Below are 18,240 nucleotides of genomic sequence, written 5' to 3'. Positions count from 1 at the left end.
TCATTTTTGTCTGAAAAACTCTGTATTGGAGAAACTATGTCGCGTATTTGCAACGACATCATCGGCCGTCCGGCACTTTCTTTTCTGCTCGCCTTGTTTGCTGGAAATCGGAAACGAATGTCGGATCGCGGCGCCAGCGGGACGTTGTTAGCTTGCCGTCTCGGGCAGTGGTTCGCTGCGCTGTGCTTGCTGATGCTGGCGTTCGGTGCGACTCCCGCGCTGGCGGCAGGTCCGAGCCTTATCTGTCCTACCCCGCAGAGTTTTACCGTCGCCTCGGGCGCTTCGTATGTCATCGACCTGTCGAGCTGCAACACCTTCGGCCTGAACGATAATGGCGCGACAGCATTGCACGGCACGATTACCGGTCTCACCAACAATCAGGATAACAAGGCAACCTATACCAATAATGGTGATGGCGCGCTGTCCGATACGTTTGTGCTGCTCGATGAGTCGCAAGGAGAGATCACCTTTAATGTGACCGTCTTGCCCGCTGCTAATGCATTCACTGTGTCGCCGGGCAGTTTGACGGCGCCCGTGATCGGCACACCTTACAGCCAGACCATGTCGGCGAGCGGCGGCGCGGCTCCCTACAATTACGCGTTGGATTCCGGCACTTTGCCCCTTGGCATCACCGTGTCGTCGAGCGGCGTGATTTCCGGTACTGTGAAGGCTACCGGCTCCTTTGCCTTTGGCATCAAGGTCACCGATGCGACCGCAGGCACGCCGCAGGTGGTCATCAAGAACTATTCCGTGACGGTCGCCATACCGACCCTGTCCATCACGCCTACCGTCCTGACGGCGGGAGGCTTGGCGACGCCGTATAGCCAGCAGATGTCGACCGCAAATGGCACCGAGCCCTATACGTATGTGGTGGAGTCGGGCAGTTTGCCACCGGGCCTGAGCCTGTCCTCCAGCGGCTTGTTATCGGGTACGCCCACCGCGCTGGGCACCTATAATTTTGTGATCAAATCCACCGATGTCACGGGAGGCAACGGACCGTACAACACCTCGCGCAGCTATTCCATGGTGATCAACACCCAGCCGCCGCCGACCATCACTGGCGTGACGCCTGCGTCCGGCCCAGCCTCTGGCGGCACGGCCGTCACCATTACCGGTACTGGCTTTACAGGCGTCACGGCGCTGAAGTTTGGCACCAACAATGGTGTCGCCGTTACCGTCGTTAATTCCACGACCATGACCGCCACGTCGCCACCCGGCAGCGCCGGCACCGTGAACGTCACCGTCACCGCCAGCGGCGGCACCAGCGCCACCGGCGCCGCCAACCAGTTCACGTATATTCCTGCGCCGACGGTCACCAGCATTTCGCCCACGGCAGGCCCAGCTACCGGTGGCAGCACCGTCACCATTACTGGCACGGGCTTTACGGGTGCCACGGCCGTGACCTTTGGTTCCACGGCAGCGACCGGCTTCACGATCGACAGCGCCACGAAGATCACTGCCACGGCACCACCTGGCACGGGCACGGTGGATGTGACCATCACCACACCGAGTGGCTCCAGCGCCATCAGCCCAGCGGACAAGTTTACGTATGTGGTGGCGCCGGCGGTAAGCGCTATTTCTCCCACGTCAGGTCCAGCTACTGGCGGCAGCACCGTCACCATCACCGGTTCGAATTTTAGCGGCGCGACAGCCGTGACCTTTGGCTCCACGGCAGCGACCGGCTTTACGATCAACAGCGCCACGCAGATCACGGCCACGGCGCCAGCGGGCACGGGCACAGTGGATGTGACCGTCACCACGCCTGGCGGCACCAGCGCCATCAGCCCAACGGACAAGTTTACGTATGTGGTGGCGCCGGCGTTAAGCGCCATTTCTCCCACGTCAGGTCCAGCTACTGGCGGCAGTACCGTCACCATCACCGGCTCGAATTTTAGCGGCGCGACAGCCGTGACCTTTGGCTCCACGGCAGCGACCGGCTTCACGATCGACAGCACCACGCAGATCACGGCCACGGCGCCAGCGGGCACGGGCACGATAGATGTGACCGTCACCACACCTGGTGGCTCCAGCGCCATCAGCCCAGCGGACAAGTTTACGTATGTGGTGGCGCCGGCGGTAAGCGCCATTTCTCCCACGTCAGGTCCAGCTACTGGCGGCAGTACCGTCACCATTACCGGTTCGAATTTTAGCGGCGCGACAGCCGTGACCTTCGGCGCCACGGCGGCGACCGGCTACACGGTCAACAGCGCCACGCAGATCACGGCCACGGCGCCAGCGGGCACGGGCACGATAGATGTGACCGTTACCACACCTGGTGGCTCCAGCGCCATCAGCCCAGCGGACAAGTTTACGTATGTGGTGGCGCCGGCGGTAAGCGCCATTTCTCCCACATCAGGTCCAGCTACTGGCGGAAGCACCGTCATCATCACCGGTTCGAATTTTAGCGGCGCGACAGCCGTGACCTTCGGCGCCACGGCGGCGACCGGCTTTACCGTCAACAGCGCCACACAGATCACGGCAACGGCACCGGCCGGTTCCGGCACGGTCGATGTGCGCATCACGACGGTTGGCGGCACCAGTGCTGCCGTTGCTGCGGATCAGTTCACGTATGTGGGCGCCCCGGTGGTGAGCGGTCTGTCGCCCGCAGCTGGTCCAACGGCGGGCGGCACCAGCGTCACGATCACCGGCACGGGTTTTACCGGCGCGACGGCAGTGACGTTTGGCGCCACGGCGGCGAGCAGCTTCACGGTCAACAGCGCCACGCAGATCACGGCCACGGCGCCAAGCGGCTCCGGCACGGTCGATGTGCGTGTCACCACGACCGGTGGCACCAGCGCCACCGGTGCGGCGGACCAGTTCACGTACGTGCTGGCACCGGCGGTCGCCAGTATTTCTCCTGTCAACGGACCGGCCACGGGCGGCACCAGCGTCACCATTAACGGCTCCGGCTTTACCGGTGCCACGGCGGTCACCTTTGGCGGCACGGCGGCCACTAGTTTTACTGTGAACAGCGCTACGCAGATCACGGCGACGGCGCCAAGTGGCTCTGGCACGGTCGATGTGCGCGTTACGGCCATTGGCGGTACCAGCGCCACCAACGCCGCCGATCAATTTACGTATGTCGCTGCACCGGTGGTGAGCGCTTTGTCGCCCACGGCCGGTCCTACGACGGGTAGCACCAGCGTCACCATTACCGGCACCGGCTTTGCCGGCGCCACGGCGGTGACCTTCGGCGCCACGGCGGCGACCGGCTACACGGTCAACAGCGCCACGCAGATCACGGCAACGGCGCCAGCCGGTTCCGGCACGGTCGATGTGCGCATCACGACGGTTGGCGGCACCAGTGCTGCCGTTGCTGCGGATCAGTTCACCTATGTGGGCGCCCCGGTGGTGAGCGGTCTGTCGCCCGCAGCTGGTCCAACGGCGGGCGGCACCAGCGTCATGATCACCGGCACGGGTTTTACCGGCGCGACGGCAGTGACGTTTGGCGCCACGGCGGCGAGCAGCTTCACGGTCAACAGCGCCACGCAGATCACGGCGACGGCGCCTGCCGGTACGGGCACGGTCGATGTGCGCGTCACCACGACGGGTGGTACCAGCGCCACCGGCGCATCGGACCAGTTCACCTATGTGACGTTACCGGCAGTTGCCGGTGTTGCGCCCGCTTTCGGTCCCATTGCCGGCGGCACCAGCGTGATCGTCACCGGCACGGGATTTGGCGGTGCCACGGCGGTGCGATTCGGTGGCGCCAATGCCACCAGCTTCACGGTCAACAGTGCTACGCAGATCACGGCCACCAGTCCATCGGGCAGCCTGGGCGTGGTAGACGTGAAAGTCACCACGGTTGGTGGTACCAGTGCCAGCAACGCTGCGGATCAATTTACGTATATTCCGACCGGCGTCATCACGTTTGCAACACCGACTGCGGCATCGGTCCCATTGGGAAATAGCTTGACCAACGTGGCGACTTCCAGCCTCGCGGGCGGCAGTTATGGCGCCATCAGCTATACCAGCTCAAATGCTGGCGTGGCCACCGTCAGCAGCTCTGGCGTCATCACGACCGTGGCCGCAGGGACCAGCAACATCACCGCGACGCAGGCCGCAGTGGCTGGCGTGAATACCCAGGCAGCGCAAAGCTATATCTTGACGGTGACGGCCGCGATGGGCATCTCGCCAGCCAGCTTGCCGGGCGCTACTGTTGGTACGGCTTACAGCCAGCAACTGACGGCCAATGGCGGTATCGGGCCATACGCGTTTGCGGTCACCGGTACCGTTCCAGCCGGCATGACGCTGAGTACCAGCGGTGCACTGAGCGGTACGCCAACAGCAGCCGGCAGTTTTGCGCTGAGCGTTACAGTGACGGATACACGTCAGTTCACGGTAACGAAAAACTATGTCTTGCCTGTGGCGTCGGCAACACTGGCCCTGACCCCGGCCAGCCTGCCCAACCCGACGGCGGAAGCGGCCTACAGCACGACCCTGACGGCGACGGGCGGCACGGCACCCTACAGCTTCGCCGTGATTGGTTCGCTGCCAGCGGGCCTGAGCCTGAACGCATCCACCGGCGTGCTGTCCGGCACGACGAATGTGGCGGGCAGTTTCCCGTTCAGCATCAAGGTCACGGACAGCAGCACGGGCGTGGGGGCGCCGTTCAGCGCGACCAACAGCTATACGCTGGCCGTCGCGGCGCCCACCTTGACCCTGACGCCGGCCAGCCTGGCGGCGATCCGCGCCGGCGATGCCTACAGCCAGGCCTTCACGGCCGGCGGCGGCGTGGCGCCGTATGCGTATGCCGTGAGCGGCGGCGCCTTGCCGACCGGCCTGGCGCTCGATGCGGCGACCGGCATCGTCAGTGGCACGCCGACCGTGGCGGGCAGCTACAGCTTTACCTTGCAGGCGAAGGATGTGCACCAGTTCATGGTGCAGCAAGCGCTGACCCTGCAGGTGAACCAGGCGCCGCCGCCGGTGCCGAATGAAACGGCGACGACCTCGGCCAACCAGGAAGTGAGCTTGACCATCGCTTCCACCGATGGCAGCCCGATCACGGCGGTGACCATCGTCACGCCGCCGCAGCATGGCACCGTCACGGTGGTGTCGAGCGGCGCGGCGGGGGGCGGCAGCGGTCGCTCTTTCAAGGTGACGTATGTGCCGAATGCGAACTACTTCGGCCCGGATGCCTTCAGCTACACGGCGACTGGACCGGGCGGCACCTCCGCCCCCGCCACGGTCAGCGTGACGGTGGCGCCGCAACCGGTCCCCGTACCTGTCGCCAAGACGGCGACGGTCCTGGCCGGCACGCCGGTGACCTTGCCCGTGACGCAAGGCGCCACGGGCGGGCCGTTCACGGTGGTGGCCATCACGACGCAGCCGGCCAGCGGCACGGCGGTGGTCAATGGCATGGACATCGTCTACACACCAGGCATCAATACCAGCGGCGAGATCCGCATCGGCTACACCGTGTCGAACGCGTTCGGCACCTCGGCGCCGGTGACGTCGACCATCACCGTCAATCCGATGCCGCAAGTGCTCAGCCAGAGCGTCACGGTGGTGGCCGGCCTGACGGTCACTGTCGACCTGACGGCGGGCGCCACGGGCGGTCCGTTCACGGCGGCGAATGTGCTGAGCGTGGCGCCGGCCGAAGCGGGCAAGGTGGTGGTGCGCGATGTGGGCACGGCCGGCAAGCCGTCGTACCAGCTGAGCTTTGCGGCCTCGGGCAAGTTCGCCGGCGCGGCGGTCGTCAGCTACACCCTGAGCAATGCCTTTGCCACGTCGAAACCGGGCGTGGTCAACGTGACGGTGACGGCGCGGCGCGACCCGTCGGTCGATCCGGAAGTGATCGGCCTGCAGGCGGCGCAAGCCGATGCGGCGCGGCGTTTCGCCAGTGCGCAGCTGTCGAACTTCACGCAGCGCCTGGAAAGCCTGCATGGCGATGGCTGGGGACGTTCGAGCTTCGGCCTGAGCCTGACGCCGCCGAACGACAGCGGCAATCCGACGGCGGCGCTGGCGCGCTGGCAGGCGGATGAAGCGGACCGCGTGTTCGGCACGGCCGTCAAACCGTTCATGCGCAAGGCGGCCTTGCGCCAGCCAGGCGCTGGTTTCAGTGGCGAGCGGCAGCAGATGGACGTCAGCGGCGCTACCAGCGGCTTGCCGGACATGCCGCAAAAGCCGGACACGCAGAAGCAGGCGCTGGCTCTGTGGCTCGGTGGCGCGGTCGACTTCGGCCAGCACTATGTGAATGGCCGCGACACGGGCTTCCGTTTCCGCACCAACGGCGTGAGCGTGGGCGGCGATTACCGCCTCAGCGACCTGGCGACCGTGGGCGTGGGCGCCGGCTTCAGCCATGACCGCAGCGACGTGGGCCAGAACGGCAGCCGCAGCACGGCCGACAGCGCCGTGGCGGCCGTGTATGGCAGCCTGCGTCCGAGCAAGGGCGTCTTCCTTGACGGCGTGCTCGGCTACGGCACCTTGCAGTACGACGCATCGCGCTACCTCGCCGATGGCAGCGGTTTCGCCACGGGCGAGCGCGACGGCAAGCAGGTGTTCGGCGCAGTCGTCGGCGGTATCGAGATGCGCCATGACACCTGGATGTGGTCGCCGTACGGCCGCGTGGAACTGATGTCGGCCAAGCTCGATCCGTACACGGAAAAGGCGGCGGGCATCAACGCCCTGAGCTACTTCAAGCAGACCGTGCGTTCGCGCATCGGCGCGCTCGGTGTGCGGGCCGAGGGCATCTATGTGGGCGGCCTGGGCACGTGGTTCCCGCGCGCGCGGCTCGAGTACCGGCACCAGTTCCAGGGCGCCGACGACGCGCGCCTGGCATATGCCGACCTGGTGGCCGACGGCCCCGTGTACGTGATCCGCACGGTGCCGCAGCAGACGGGCAACTGGGCGGCGGGGCTGGGCGTGAAATTGCTGCTGTCGAACGGCATGACCATCACGCTGGACTACAACAGCAATCTGAACATCGATAGCGGACGTACCCAGTCGGTGATGTTCGGTATCGCGATGCCGCTCAAGTAATCATCCAGTCAGACTAGTCCTGATCGCCGGCCCGGAGTCCATCCGGTCCGGCGATTTTTTTGCCCGTGCGTGTCACAGCATCCACGGATGTTCTTCCGCGCCGGCGACGATGCCGCCCAGCACGGCCTGGTCGCGTTCCGCATGGCTCTGGCGCAGGAAGACGGGCAGGTCGGCCGCCAGGCGCGCGAAATGGGCATCGCGGCACAGGGGACCGGCACCCAGCGCGCGCGTGGCCAGGTGCAGCACCAGGGTGGCCGCGTCTTCCACGGCCAGGCGCAGGCGCAGCGCCAGGGCCATCGCATCGCGTTGCGAATGTCGGTCGATTTCCGCCGCGCCTTCGCGCAGCAGAGCGCCGGCCGCGCGCAGGGCGCAGTCGATCTGGCCCAATTGCGCCAGGCGCACGGGATCGGGGGCGGCGTGCTGCGCGCGTGCATGCAGATGGCTGGCGATGGCGCAGGCGGCGCCATACCACGCGGCCGCGATGCCGGCACTGCCATGCCAGTAGCCGGGCCGCTCAAGATAGGCGCCTGGCGCGCCGACGGGAAAGACGCGCGCAGCGGAAAAGGTCACGTCGACGCTGGCGCAGGCGCGCATGCCGATGGCTTGCCAGCCTTCGTCCGTGACGCGCACGCCGGGCTGCGACAGCTCTACGGTGGCCAGGCAAGCCTGGTGAGCGTCGTTCCAGCAGCTGATCAAGGCATGGCTGAGGCCATGTGCGCCTGCACACCAGGCCTTGCGTCCGTCGAGCACATGGCGGCCATCGGCCATCTGCCGCAAGCGCACGCGCGCGTCCGGCATGTCCGCGCTCCAGACGCCCCAACTGCTGCCAGCCGGCGCGCCGGGGCCGCCGAGTTCCGCCAGGATGGCCAGCGCATCCGTATGGCTTTCGTACAGCTTGAGCAGGGACAGGTCGATGGCGGCGATGGCGGCCAGCATTTGCCAGCGCCGCAGGGTGGCGCCGTGGCCGGGCAGGGGCAGCTGGTCCAGGCCCGCGTCGCGCAGGCGTCGCAAGCCGTCGATGGAGGGGAGGGCGCTGTCCTGCGGCGGCAAGAGGGTGGCCAGTGCGGCGTCGGACGGCAGGGAGAAAGCGTTGGTCGACATGGCAAGCTCCTTTTTTAACAGGATAGCTTTCTGCTTTTGCAATGTCTGTTCGATTCTACACCTACCCTCGCTGACGGGCTCGAGGCCATGAAGCAGCATGGCCGTGGGCCCCGCAGCCAGTCACGCGCTTATTTTTTCACGTACAGCATGTCGGGCTCATAACTGCTACCGTTATGCGAGAAGGTGTAGAGCTTGTTGTCGCGCAAGAGAATGCCGCCTTTGATGGTTTGCGCCGGGCGCATGCCTTCGTCGAGCAGGCAAGTGGAGCCGCCTTCATATTCGATGCACCATTGCTGTTTGCCATCTTTCTTCACGTATTGCACGCCAGGTCCCGTGACGTTGAAGGTATAGGCGGGCATGGACAGATTCAGCTTGTCGATGCGCACATTGCTCGCTGCCCCGTTCTCCGTCAGTTTGACGAGAACGTCGGCCACGCCATCCGGTGTCGCGCTCATCTTTGCGGTCATGGTTTCCGTGCCCAGCAAGGTGCCGCTGCAGCCGGTCTTGAGATAGGTTTCGATGGTGGAGGTCAGTTCCATCGCGCCGCTGCCATCGGCCTTGGCTGCGACCACCATGGTCTGGCGTTCATGTTCGTCGCACGGCGCTTGCCAGGTACCGACGTAGGGTGCCAGGGTCGAGCCGGCATTGGAATTGCCTGGGTCACTGCTGCCGCCACCGCCGCAGCCAGCCAGCAGTGCCGTGCTTGATGTCAGGAATATTGCCACGAATTTTTTCATGCTCCATCCTTTTATTCCGGCAAGCATGCGTGCCGTAGACGCGGCAACAGTATAAAAGGATGGATCAGGGGCAATTCTCACCGAATGTATTCGTGACTTGATATAGATCAAGGGCACTCGCAGCCGCCTGGCAAGACAGGCTTAAAACTCTTCCCAATCATCGCCGGCCGGCGCCTTGGCCTGCGCTCTTTCCGCGGGCGCCGGCTTGGCAACGCTCAGGCGCTTGGCTGGCGGCGGCGCTGATTTTTTCACCGCCGGCATTGCCTGCGGCGTCGTTTGCTGCAGTGCACCCAGCTTGAACACGCTGACCACCTCGGCCAGGTGGCTGGCCTGGTCTTGCAGGCTTTCGGCGGCGGCTGCCGCTTCCTCGACCAGGGCCGCGTTCTGCTGCGTCACGCCATCCATTTGCGCCAGCGCCTGGTTGACCTGGGCGATGCCGTCGCTTTGCTCGGTGGTGGCGACGCTGATGTCGGCCATGATGGCGGTCACCTTGCGCACGCTGTCGACCACCTGTTCCATGGTGGCGCCCGCTTCGTCGACGAGCTTGCTGCCGGCCGCCACCTTGCCGACGGAGTCGTCGATCAGCAGCTTGATTTCCTTGGCGGCGGCCGCCGAGCGCTGCGCCAGGTTGCGCACTTCCGTGGCGACGACGGCGAAACCGCGGCCCTGTTCGCCTGCGCGCGCCGCTTCCACGGCCGCGTTCAGGGCCAGGATATTCGTCTGGAAGGCGATGCCGTCGATAACGGAAATGATGTCGACGATCTTGTTCGACGAGTCATTGATCGACGTCATCGTCTCGATAACCTTGCCGACCACTTCACCGCTCTTTTGCGCCACGCTGGATGCGGACGCGGCCAGTTGATTCGCCTGGCGCGCATGGTCGGCGTTTTCCTTGACCGTGCCCGTCAGCTCTTCCACCGAGGCGGCCGTTTCTTCCAGTGAACTGGCTTGCTGTTCCGTGCGGGCCGACAGGTCGTTATTGCCTTGCGCAATTTCCGCGCTGGCCCGGGCCACGTTGTCGGCACTGGCCTGCACTTGCAGCAGCACGGCGTGGATCTTTTCCACGAAGGCGTTGAAACCCTTGCCGATCACGGCCAGCTCGTCGGTACCCTTGACTTCCAGCTTGACGCGCAGGTCGGCGTCGCCGCTCGACAGGTCCGTCATGGTGCGACCCAGGGTACGCAGGGGGCGCGTCAGCTGGTTGACGACGAGAATCAAAATACCGGCCGTGGCCGCCGCGCACAACAGGGCGACGATCAGGGTGTAGATCATCAGGTCGCGCGCCGAGGCCGTGGCCACGCTTTTCGGGAAATTCAGCTCCACGCTCCAGGGCGCGATATCGGGGTGGATCTGCAGCGGCTGCAGCAAATGGATGTAACCGTTGTCGTCCTCGTATTCATACGCCTGGCCCTGGCGCACCTTTTCCAGGCCGGCGGCCGGCACGTCGTCGGCCTTCTTGCCCAGCCGCTCGGGCACGGGGTGGCTCGCGTACAGGCCGCCGTTCGAGATCAGGGCCAGCTTGCCGCCCTCGATCACTTTCAGGTCGGCGAGGATTTTCGCCAGGCGCGTAAGCATGAAGTCGGCGCTGGCCACGCCCTTGAAGCTGCCATCGATCATGATGGGCGCCACCAGCGAGGCCATCAGTACATTCTTGCCATCGACGGGGTAGATGTACGGTTCCGTAAAGTAAGTCTTGCCTGTGCGCTTGGGCACGTCATACCAGTCGTTGGCGCCCGGTTTCGGGTCGAAGACGATGGGTTCGACTTGCAGCTTGCCGCCGGCGCCCCGCGTCCAGTAGGGCATGAAGCGGCCGCTGGCGTCGTAGTACGGCTTCTGGTTGGCGAAATCCGCATCCTTGCCGTCGAGCGCGTTCGGCTCCCACGTCACGGCCGAGCCCAGCAAGTCTTCCGAACTGGTCAACGTCGCCTTGGTCAGTTCATTGATCTGCTCGCGCTGCAGGGGCAGGCTGGCGCTCTTGGTGCCGCGCATGGCGCCGGCCAGGCTGGACACGCTGGACAGGTTGCTGGCGATGCGCGCCTGCAAGGCGCCGGCCACTTCGCGCGCCGATGTGCGCGCCAGGTCCAGCGCGGCCGCTTCGGCGCTCGCGCTGCTCTTGTAGCCGATCACGGCCGCCGTGACGCCGAGGCTGAGGATGGCGAGCGCGGTGGCGGCGACGCAGATTTTACTGTTCAGTGAGAGTTGCATGATGCTGTTCCTTGATGGGGAGGGGTATTGGTGTCATGGGCGTCGCGGGGGCGCGCCTAGAACGTCTTGCTGATGGCCACGACCAGGGTGGTCGCGGCGGGGTTCGACATGTCGAACTGGCCGGCCGCATTCGGGATGCCCAAGGTGTAATGGTCGTAGGCATCGGTGGCGCCCCAGGCGCGCGTGACGGCGGCGCTGGCGCTCCAGCCGCCGTCGAAGGTCCGGGTGACACCGATCTTGGCGTCGCGCCAGTTCCACATGGCATTGCCCGTGCCCGCCACCCGGCCATTGCCGGCGTGCAGATTCAAGGTCCAGGCATTGCCCAGGTCGACATTCGCGCCCACGTCCAGGTAGCCCGTGCCGCGCGCATTGGTGATGCCGAAGAAATCCGGCGTGACCGTGCGGTTGTACTTGGCGTACAGCATCATGTAGCTGAGGCCCAGCGACAGTTCGCCATAGTCGTACTTCACGCCCGTGGCGCGGTAGACGGCGCCCGGATACTTGTAATAGTAGGCCAGCACGCTGTAGCCGAGTTCACCGACCGTGCCGCTGTAGCCGCCGTACACGTCCCATTCGATGGTCGCATCCTCGATATAGCGGTCGCTGACGGTGGACGCCCACGTGCCCAGCGACCAGCCGCTCGGGTGCGCATAGTCGGCCCCCGCCTGCAGCGCCGGCTTGCCCCAGGTCTGGCGAAAGCCGCGCGAGATGTATTGCGATGTGAGACTGGCATTGGCGGTAAAGGTGGCGGCGGGGCTGTCCGTGGTCTGCGCCTGCACGGGCAGGACGGCCAGCAGCAGGAGGCAGCCGAGCAATGGTGTTGCAGGAAAATGGTGGTGCGATGGCATGGCAGTCAGCTCCGTATTTGCTGGCAGCGGCCGTTCAGGCGCGTTGCCCTGATGGTTGCAATAAAAATGCGGAATGGACTTTTTGGGAGGCAAGGCGATGCCGCTTGCATGCTCGCATGAACACGCACACATTCTCACCAAACGTAACTGAAAGGATAGGGGCTGGGGCTAGTGGAAGTCAACAAAGTTGCGTAGAGGAAAGCGTAAGTTGTTGTTTCCTGGCACTTTTTCATGCACCTGTCATCTTGCTGGTGCGCCCCGGCTGGCTGCCTGCTGCAAGCCGGCCAGCAAGCCGGGCAGGGCGGCATGCAGGGTTGGCAAGTCATCTGCCTGCAGTTCGGCCTGCATTTCCACCTGGCCCGATGGCTGGCCCCAAACGACCTGGGCGCTGAGCCGTGCGCCGGCATCGAGGCCCGTGACGCTGACCAGCAGGGCTACTTCTTCCGGCGCATCGTCGGGCACGTCTGCGAGCAGGCAGGAAATGCCGAAGTGATAATCCTGGAAGGCGCTGGCCGTGCCGCTGGAAAAGGCGAAGACAGAGGCGAGCGCCCGTGGCGCGGCGGCTGAGAGTGGTGGCAGGGCGGCGCGAAACAGGGGCAGCAAGTCGTTTTCCAGCTGGAGCACCAGCGGATGGGTGTGGGCGAGGACGGTCATGGCAGGATGGATCGGTTGGCGGCGCGCGATGGTAGCAGTTTTTGCGTCCGCTGTGCGCAGGTACTGGTCCTACCAGTGGCCTCAATCGTCATCGCTGGTGACGCGCGTGCGCACGAAATCGATGTGGCTTTGCATGGCCGTGCGCGCTTCCTCGGGCTGGCTGGCGCAGATCGCTACGCACAGGGTGCGGTGCTGCGACAGCAGGTGCAGCGAAGTGGCGTCGTCCTGCTGGCGCAAGCCCGTGCCATTGATGGTGATGTGTTCGCGCAGCATGCCGATGATGCTGGTGTGCAAGTGCAAAAACATGGTGTTGTGCGACGCCTGGGCGATGACTTCATGCAGCCGCGCGTCGGCCTGCGCCTCGCCGTGCTTGTCGTCGCTGGCGCGCGCCTGTTCCAGCTCGGCCAGCAGCGCCATGATCTGCGCGCGCTCGTCCCCGCTGGCCCGCTGCGCCGCAAAGTAGGCCGTCGCCCCTTCCAGCACGCGGCGAAATTCCAGGATGTCGTCGCGCAGGGCGGGGTGGTCGGCCACCAGCTGACTCCACGGCGAAGCCATGCCGGTGCGCAATTGATCCGTCACGAACACGCCGGCGCCGCGCCGGCTGCGCACGAGGCCCCGCGCCGCCAGACGCTGCACCGCTTCGCGCACGGTGTTGCGCGAAACTGCATATTGCTGCGCCAGCAGGCGTTCTGCCGGCAACTGCGCCCCCGCCGGCAAGCTGCCGTCCAGCAGGGCCGTTTCCAGCCTGCGCATCACCATCTCGACCCTGCCCCGCGTTTGCATGCCTGTCGCCATCGATGTCTTTCCGGTGTTGTTTTAAAGTGGTCCGAGCAATTTGAAGTGGCTTGCGGAAGCTGGAATTATGCGTGAACCGGTCATTCTTAACAACACACAGCGGCGCCGCAGCAACACACAGAGCGCCGGGGAGACAACGCATGCAGCCAGACCCGCGCCAGCCACGCCACTATCCATCGCCACCGCCGCAGGTGTACCTGTTCGCCACCTGCCTGGTCGACCTGTTCGTGCCACAGGCGGGCCTCGATGCCGTACGCCTGCTGGAGCGGGAAGGCTTGCTCGTGCATTATCCGCGCGGCCAGAGCTGCTGCGGCCAGCCCGCCTACAGCAGCGGCAATCCGGAACAGGCGCGCGCCGTGGCCCGCGCCCAGCTCGACCTGTTTGCGCAGCCGTGGCCCGTGATCGTGCCGTCCGGTTCCTGCGCCGGCATGATGCGCCACCACTGGCCGCAGCTGTTCCAGGACGACCCCGTCGCCGGCCCCAAGGCGATAGAACTGGCCGAACGCGTGTATGAACTGAGCGAATTTCTCGTCTGCGTGCTGCAGCTCGACCTGGCCGGCATGGGCGCCGCCGCGCAGGCCGATGAAAACGTGGTGCTGCATACCTCGTGCGGCGCGCGCCGCGAAATGGGTACGCGCACCCACGGCATGGCCTTGGTCGACGCCTTGCCCGGCGTGACGCGCATCGAACACCAGCGCGAATCGGAATGCTGCGGCTTTGGCGGCACGTTTTCATTGAAGCATCCCGATATTTCCGGCGCCATGGTCAGCGACAAGATCGCCTCGGCCTGCGCCACAGGCTGCGACCGGCTCGTCTCGGCCGACTGCGGCTGCCTGCTCAATATCGGCCACGCCGCGCAGCACCAGGGCGCGCCGCTACCCGTCGAGCATATGGCCAGCTTTTTGTGGCGCCGCACGGGAGGCGCGGCATGAGCGCGATCCTGACCGCCCGCGAACGCATGCTGGGACGCCTGCGCGCCGCCGCGCCCGCCGCACCCGAAGCGGTGGGCGCCATCGATACGGCGATCGACCAGCACTACCTGGCGCGCCGCGCCGCCGCGCCGCTGCCGGCACGGGACAGGATCGCCGCCATGCAGGCCGCCTTGCGCGCTTCGCATGCGGAGGTCTACTGCATCAGTAGCGAGGCCTGGCCCGCCTTGCTGGCGCAGCGCCTCGGCGAACACGGCGTGCGGCGTTTACTGCTCGATACCGGCAGCGCCGAAGGGCAGGCCTTGCGCGCCGCCTTGCCGGCCGAGGTGGAGACGCTGTCTTTCGCGCGTCCGCTGGCGCAGTGGAAAAGTGAACTGTTCGACACCGTCGATGCGGGCTTTACCATCGCGCGTTCCGGCATCGCCGCCACGGGAACCCTGGTCATCGCACCCGATGCGGCCACGCCGCGCACGGTGTCCCTGGCGCCACCCCTGCATGTCTGCCTCGTGTATGCGAGCACCCTGCACGTGGACTTGCATGCGGCGGCGCGCGCCGAGCGCTGGGCGGACGGCATGCCGGCCAACCTGGTGCTGGTGTCCGGTCCCTCGAAAACGTCCGATATCCAGCAAACGCTGGCCTATGGCGCGCACGGCCCGCGCTGGCTGTGGGTACTGATCATCGATGATTTGTCCGCCCATGAAGGGGGGCAGCCATGAACGCCAAGCCCCTGCAATTCGTCAAGCCGGCTGATTTCCATGCGCGCGCCCGCGCCGCGCTGGACGACCCGAAACTGCGCCAGAGCTTTCGCGGCGCCATGGATTTTTTACAGGACAAGCGCAAGACGCAATTCCCCGACGGCGACGAACTGGAACGCCTGCGCGACATCGGCGAAGCCGTGCGCCGGCACGCGCTGGCGCGCCTGCCCGATTTGCTGGTGCAGCTGGAAGACAAGCTGACGGCGGCCGGCGTGCAGGTGCACTGGGCCGAGGATGGCGAGCAGGCCAACGCCATCATCCACGCCATCGCCGAAAGGAACCGGGCGACGCGCTTCATCAAGGGCAAGTCGATGGCCAGCGAGGAAATCGAGCTCAATCATTATCTGGAAGCGCGCGGCATGACGTGCCTGGAATCGGACATGGGCGAGTACATCGTGCAGCTGGCGGGCGAAAAGCCGTCGCATATCGTCATGCCGGCCATTCACAAGACGAAGGCCGACATCGCCGGCCTGTTCGCCGAGCATATCCCCGACGCGCCCTACACGGAAGACGTCGACAGCCTGATCCAGACGGGACGGCGCGCCCTGCGCCAGGCCTTCGTTGACGCCGATATCGGCCTGTCGGGCGTGAACTTCGCGGCGGCCGACACGGGCACCCTGTGGCTGGTGGAAAACGAGGGCAATGGCCGCTTGACGACGTCCGTGCCGGACGTGCACATCGCCATCATGGGCATGGAAAAAGTGGTGGCCAAGCTCGAACATATCGTCCCGCTGGCCAGCCTCCTGACGCGTTCGGCCACGGGGCAGGCCATCACCACGTATTTCAACCTGATTTCCGGCCCGCGCCTTGTCGGTGAAAAAGATGGGCCGCGCGAAGTGCACCTGGTCTTGCTCGACAACGGCCGCAGCCAGGCCTACGCCGACGAGCAGCTGCGCGCCACCCTGCAATGCATACGCTGCGGCGCCTGCATGAACCACTGTCCCGTCTATACGCGCATCGGCGGCCACGCCTACGGCACCACGTATCCGGGGCCGATCGGCAAGATCATTTCGCCCCACTTGCTGGGACTCGACGCGACGGCGGACCTGGCCACCGCATCGAGCCTGTGCGGCGCCTGCGGCGAAGTGTGTCCCGTGCGCATTCCGATTCCGCAACTGCTGGTGCGCCTGCGCACGGAAGCGAACCGCAATCCGAACGAGGAAGTCAGCCATCCGCTGCGCGGGCAGGGCGCCAAGTTCAGCCGCGGCGAAAGCCTGATCTGGCGCTTCTGGAGCGGCGCCTTCGCGCGCCCCGCCAGCTACCGGCTGTTCCGCTGGGCCGCCACGCGGCTGCGCCTGCTGACGCCGCGCGCGCAGCTGGGCTGGACGCAGCACCGCAAGCCATTGACGCCGGCGCCGCGCAGCCTGGCCGACCTGCTCAATGCACGGGGGCAGGAAGAATAGCCCGATCCCGGAGCACCGCAAAAAACACGCTACACACAATTACATCAAAAGCCGTTTTTTCACTTAACCCGCATCCACCGGAGGAGACCCGACATGCAAACCTGGACCCAACTTTATACACCGCTCGGCAGCTTGTGGCTGTCGTCGCTGGCGGCAGCCATCCCCATCATTTTCTTCTTCATCGCCTTGGCGGCGCTGCGCATCAAGGGACACGTGGCGGCCGCCGTCACCCTGGCGCTGGCGCTGGCCGTCGCCATCTTCGCGTATGGCATGCCCGTGCCGCAGGCGCTGGCGGCGGCCGGCTACGGTTTTGCGTACGGCTTGTGGCCGATCGCCTGGATCATCGTCACGGCCGTCTTCCTGTACAAGATCGTCGTGAAAACAGGGCAGATCGACATCATCCGCGCCTCCGTGCTGTCCGTCACGGACGACCAGCGCCTGCAGGTGCTGTTGATCGGCTTTGCTTTCGGCGCTTTCCTGGAAGGGGCGGCCGGCTTCGGCGCGCCCGTGGCGATTACCTCGGCCTTGCTGGTGGGCCTGGGCTTCAACCCGCTGTATGCGGCGGGCCTGTGCCTGATCGCCAACACGGCGCCCGTGGCCTTCGGCGCCATGGGCATCCCCATCATCGTGGCGGGTCAGGTGACGGGCATCGACCCCTTCCTGATCGGCGCCATGGCGGGCCGCCAGTTGCCGCTGCTGTCGCTGCTGGTGCCGTTCTGGCTGGTGTTCATGATGGATGGTTTCCGCGGCGTGCGCGAAGTGTGGCCGGCCGCGCTGGTGACGGGTTTGAGCTTTGCCGTCACCCAGTACTTCACATCGAACCATATCGGCCCTGAACTGCCGGACATCACCTCGGCCCTCGTCAGCCTGGTGTCGCTGACCCTGTTCCTGAAAGTGTGGCAGCCGAAGAATGCGAAAGTGGCGCATGCCGTCGGCGGCGGCACGGCAGCGCTGTCCGGCTTTGGCGGTGCGGGCGGTGCTGCGGCCGTGCGCGGTGGCGGCAACCGCGCCGCCTCGCCCTACACGATGGCGCAGACCATGCGCGCCTGGGCGCCGTTCGGCCTGTTGACGGCCATCGTCACCGTGTGGAGCCTGCCCGGCTTCAAGGCGCTGTTTGCCGCCGGCGGCGCCTTGTCCAGCCTGGTCATCAAGATCCACGTGCCTTACCTCGACAAGTTGGTGATGAAGACGATGCCCATCGTGGCCGAGCCGAAGGCGTATGACGCCGTGTTCAAGCTCGATCTGCTGTCGGCCGTGGGTACGGCGATCTTGCTGACGGCCGTGCTGTCGATGTTGATGCTGCGCATGAAGCCGCGCGATGGTCTGAAGGCGTTTGTGGAAACGATCGTGGAGTTGCGCCGTCCCGTGCTGTCGATCGGCCTGGTGCTGGCGTTTGCCTTTGTCGCCAACTACTCGGGCATGTCGTCCACCCTGGCCCTGCTGCTGGCCGGCAGCGGCGCCGCCTTCCCGTTCTTCTCGCCGTTCCTGGGCTGGCTGGGCGTCTTCCTGACGGGTTCCGACACCTCGTCGAACGCCTTGTTCTGCTCCCTGCAAAACACGACGGCGCACCAGATCGGCGTGTCCGACACCCTGATGGTGGCGGCCAATACGACGGGCGGCGTGACGGCGAAGATGATCTCGCCCCAGTCGATCGCCGTCGCCTGTGCAGCGACCGGCCTGGTGGGCAAGGAATCGGACCTGTTCCGCTTCACCTTGAAGCACAGCCTGTTGTTTGCCGTCATCATCGGCATCATCACCATGCTGCAGGCCTACGTCTTCACGGGCATGATCCCGCATTGAGCGGTCCGTAGAAGTACGTAGTAAAACTAGAT

At 65.5% G+C, this 18,240-nt stretch carries 11 protein-coding genes; 5 read left to right on the top strand and 6 right to left on the bottom strand.

Annotation, left to right across the window (positions count from 1 at the left end; genetic code table 11):
- The first annotated feature begins 117 nt into the window (after positions 1-117).
- Positions 118-6,981 (top strand): IPT/TIG domain-containing protein, encoded by a 6,864-nt coding sequence (locus AC4BCN_RS22040; protein WP_338679375.1) that lies wholly within the window; start codon positions 118-120, stop codon positions 6,979-6,981.
- Positions 6,982-7,053: 72 nt separating this feature from the next.
- Here AC4BCN_RS22040 and AC4BCN_RS22035 read toward each other — a convergent pair whose 3' ends face one another.
- The 6 genes from AC4BCN_RS22035 to AC4BCN_RS22010 form a co-directional block, all read right to left on the bottom strand.
- A complete protein-coding gene (locus tag AC4BCN_RS22035) occupies positions 7,054-8,082 on the bottom strand; it encodes an acyl-CoA dehydrogenase family protein (protein WP_338679374.1) in 1,029 nt (342 codons plus the stop codon).
- A 128-nt stretch (positions 8,083-8,210) separates the two neighbouring features.
- The gene (locus tag AC4BCN_RS22030) at positions 8,211-8,819 is read right to left on the bottom strand and encodes a hypothetical protein (protein ID WP_338679373.1); all 609 of its coding nucleotides are present in this window, start codon (positions 8,817-8,819) and stop codon (positions 8,211-8,213) included.
- Positions 8,820-8,960: 141 nt separating this feature from the next.
- Positions 8,961-11,024: a methyl-accepting chemotaxis protein gene (locus tag AC4BCN_RS22025; protein ID WP_338679372.1), complete on the bottom strand. Its 2,064-nt coding sequence runs from the start codon at positions 11,022-11,024 to the stop codon at positions 8,961-8,963.
- A gap of 56 nt (positions 11,025-11,080) precedes the next feature.
- Entirely contained in the window at positions 11,081-11,872 is a 792-nt protein-coding gene (locus AC4BCN_RS22020; RefSeq protein ID WP_338679371.1) for a TorF family putative porin, read from the bottom strand.
- 240 nt (positions 11,873-12,112) lie between these two features.
- Entirely contained in the window at positions 12,113-12,526 is a 414-nt protein-coding gene (locus AC4BCN_RS22015; protein WP_338679370.1) for a hypothetical protein, read from the bottom strand.
- Positions 12,527-12,607: 81 nt separating this feature from the next.
- Positions 12,608-13,309 carry a FadR/GntR family transcriptional regulator gene (locus tag AC4BCN_RS22010; protein WP_230519025.1) on the bottom strand — a complete coding sequence of 234 codons (702 nt, stop codon included), beginning with the start codon at positions 13,307-13,309 and terminating at the stop codon, positions 12,608-12,610.
- 152 nt (positions 13,310-13,461) lie between these two features.
- Between AC4BCN_RS22010 and AC4BCN_RS22005 the strand changes: the two genes are divergently transcribed.
- From AC4BCN_RS22005 to AC4BCN_RS21990, 4 genes are all read left to right on the top strand, one after another.
- A complete protein-coding gene (locus AC4BCN_RS22005; protein ID WP_034752112.1) occupies positions 13,462-14,253 on the top strand; it encodes a (Fe-S)-binding protein in 792 nt (263 codons plus the stop codon).
- Positions 14,250-14,966 (top strand): LutC/YkgG family protein, encoded by a 717-nt coding sequence (locus AC4BCN_RS22000; RefSeq protein ID WP_490491767.1) that lies wholly within the window; start codon positions 14,250-14,252, stop codon positions 14,964-14,966. The genes AC4BCN_RS22005 and AC4BCN_RS22000 overlap by 4 nt, the downstream gene beginning before the upstream one ends.
- Positions 14,963-16,408 (top strand): LutB/LldF family L-lactate oxidation iron-sulfur protein, encoded by a 1,446-nt coding sequence (locus AC4BCN_RS21995; protein ID WP_490491766.1) that lies wholly within the window; start codon positions 14,963-14,965, stop codon positions 16,406-16,408. Before AC4BCN_RS22000 ends, AC4BCN_RS21995 begins: the two co-directional genes overlap by 4 nt.
- Positions 16,409-16,501: 93 nt before the next feature.
- Positions 16,502-18,208 (top strand): lactate permease LctP family transporter, encoded by a 1,707-nt coding sequence (locus AC4BCN_RS21990; protein ID WP_319992970.1) that lies wholly within the window; start codon positions 16,502-16,504, stop codon positions 18,206-18,208.
- Positions 18,209-18,240: the final 32 nt, after the last annotated feature.

Source organism: Janthinobacterium sp. Bl 1, assembly GCF_058215535.1.
Note: the sequence above shows the minus strand (reverse complement) of the source record. Positions and strands in the feature narration are given on the sequence as shown.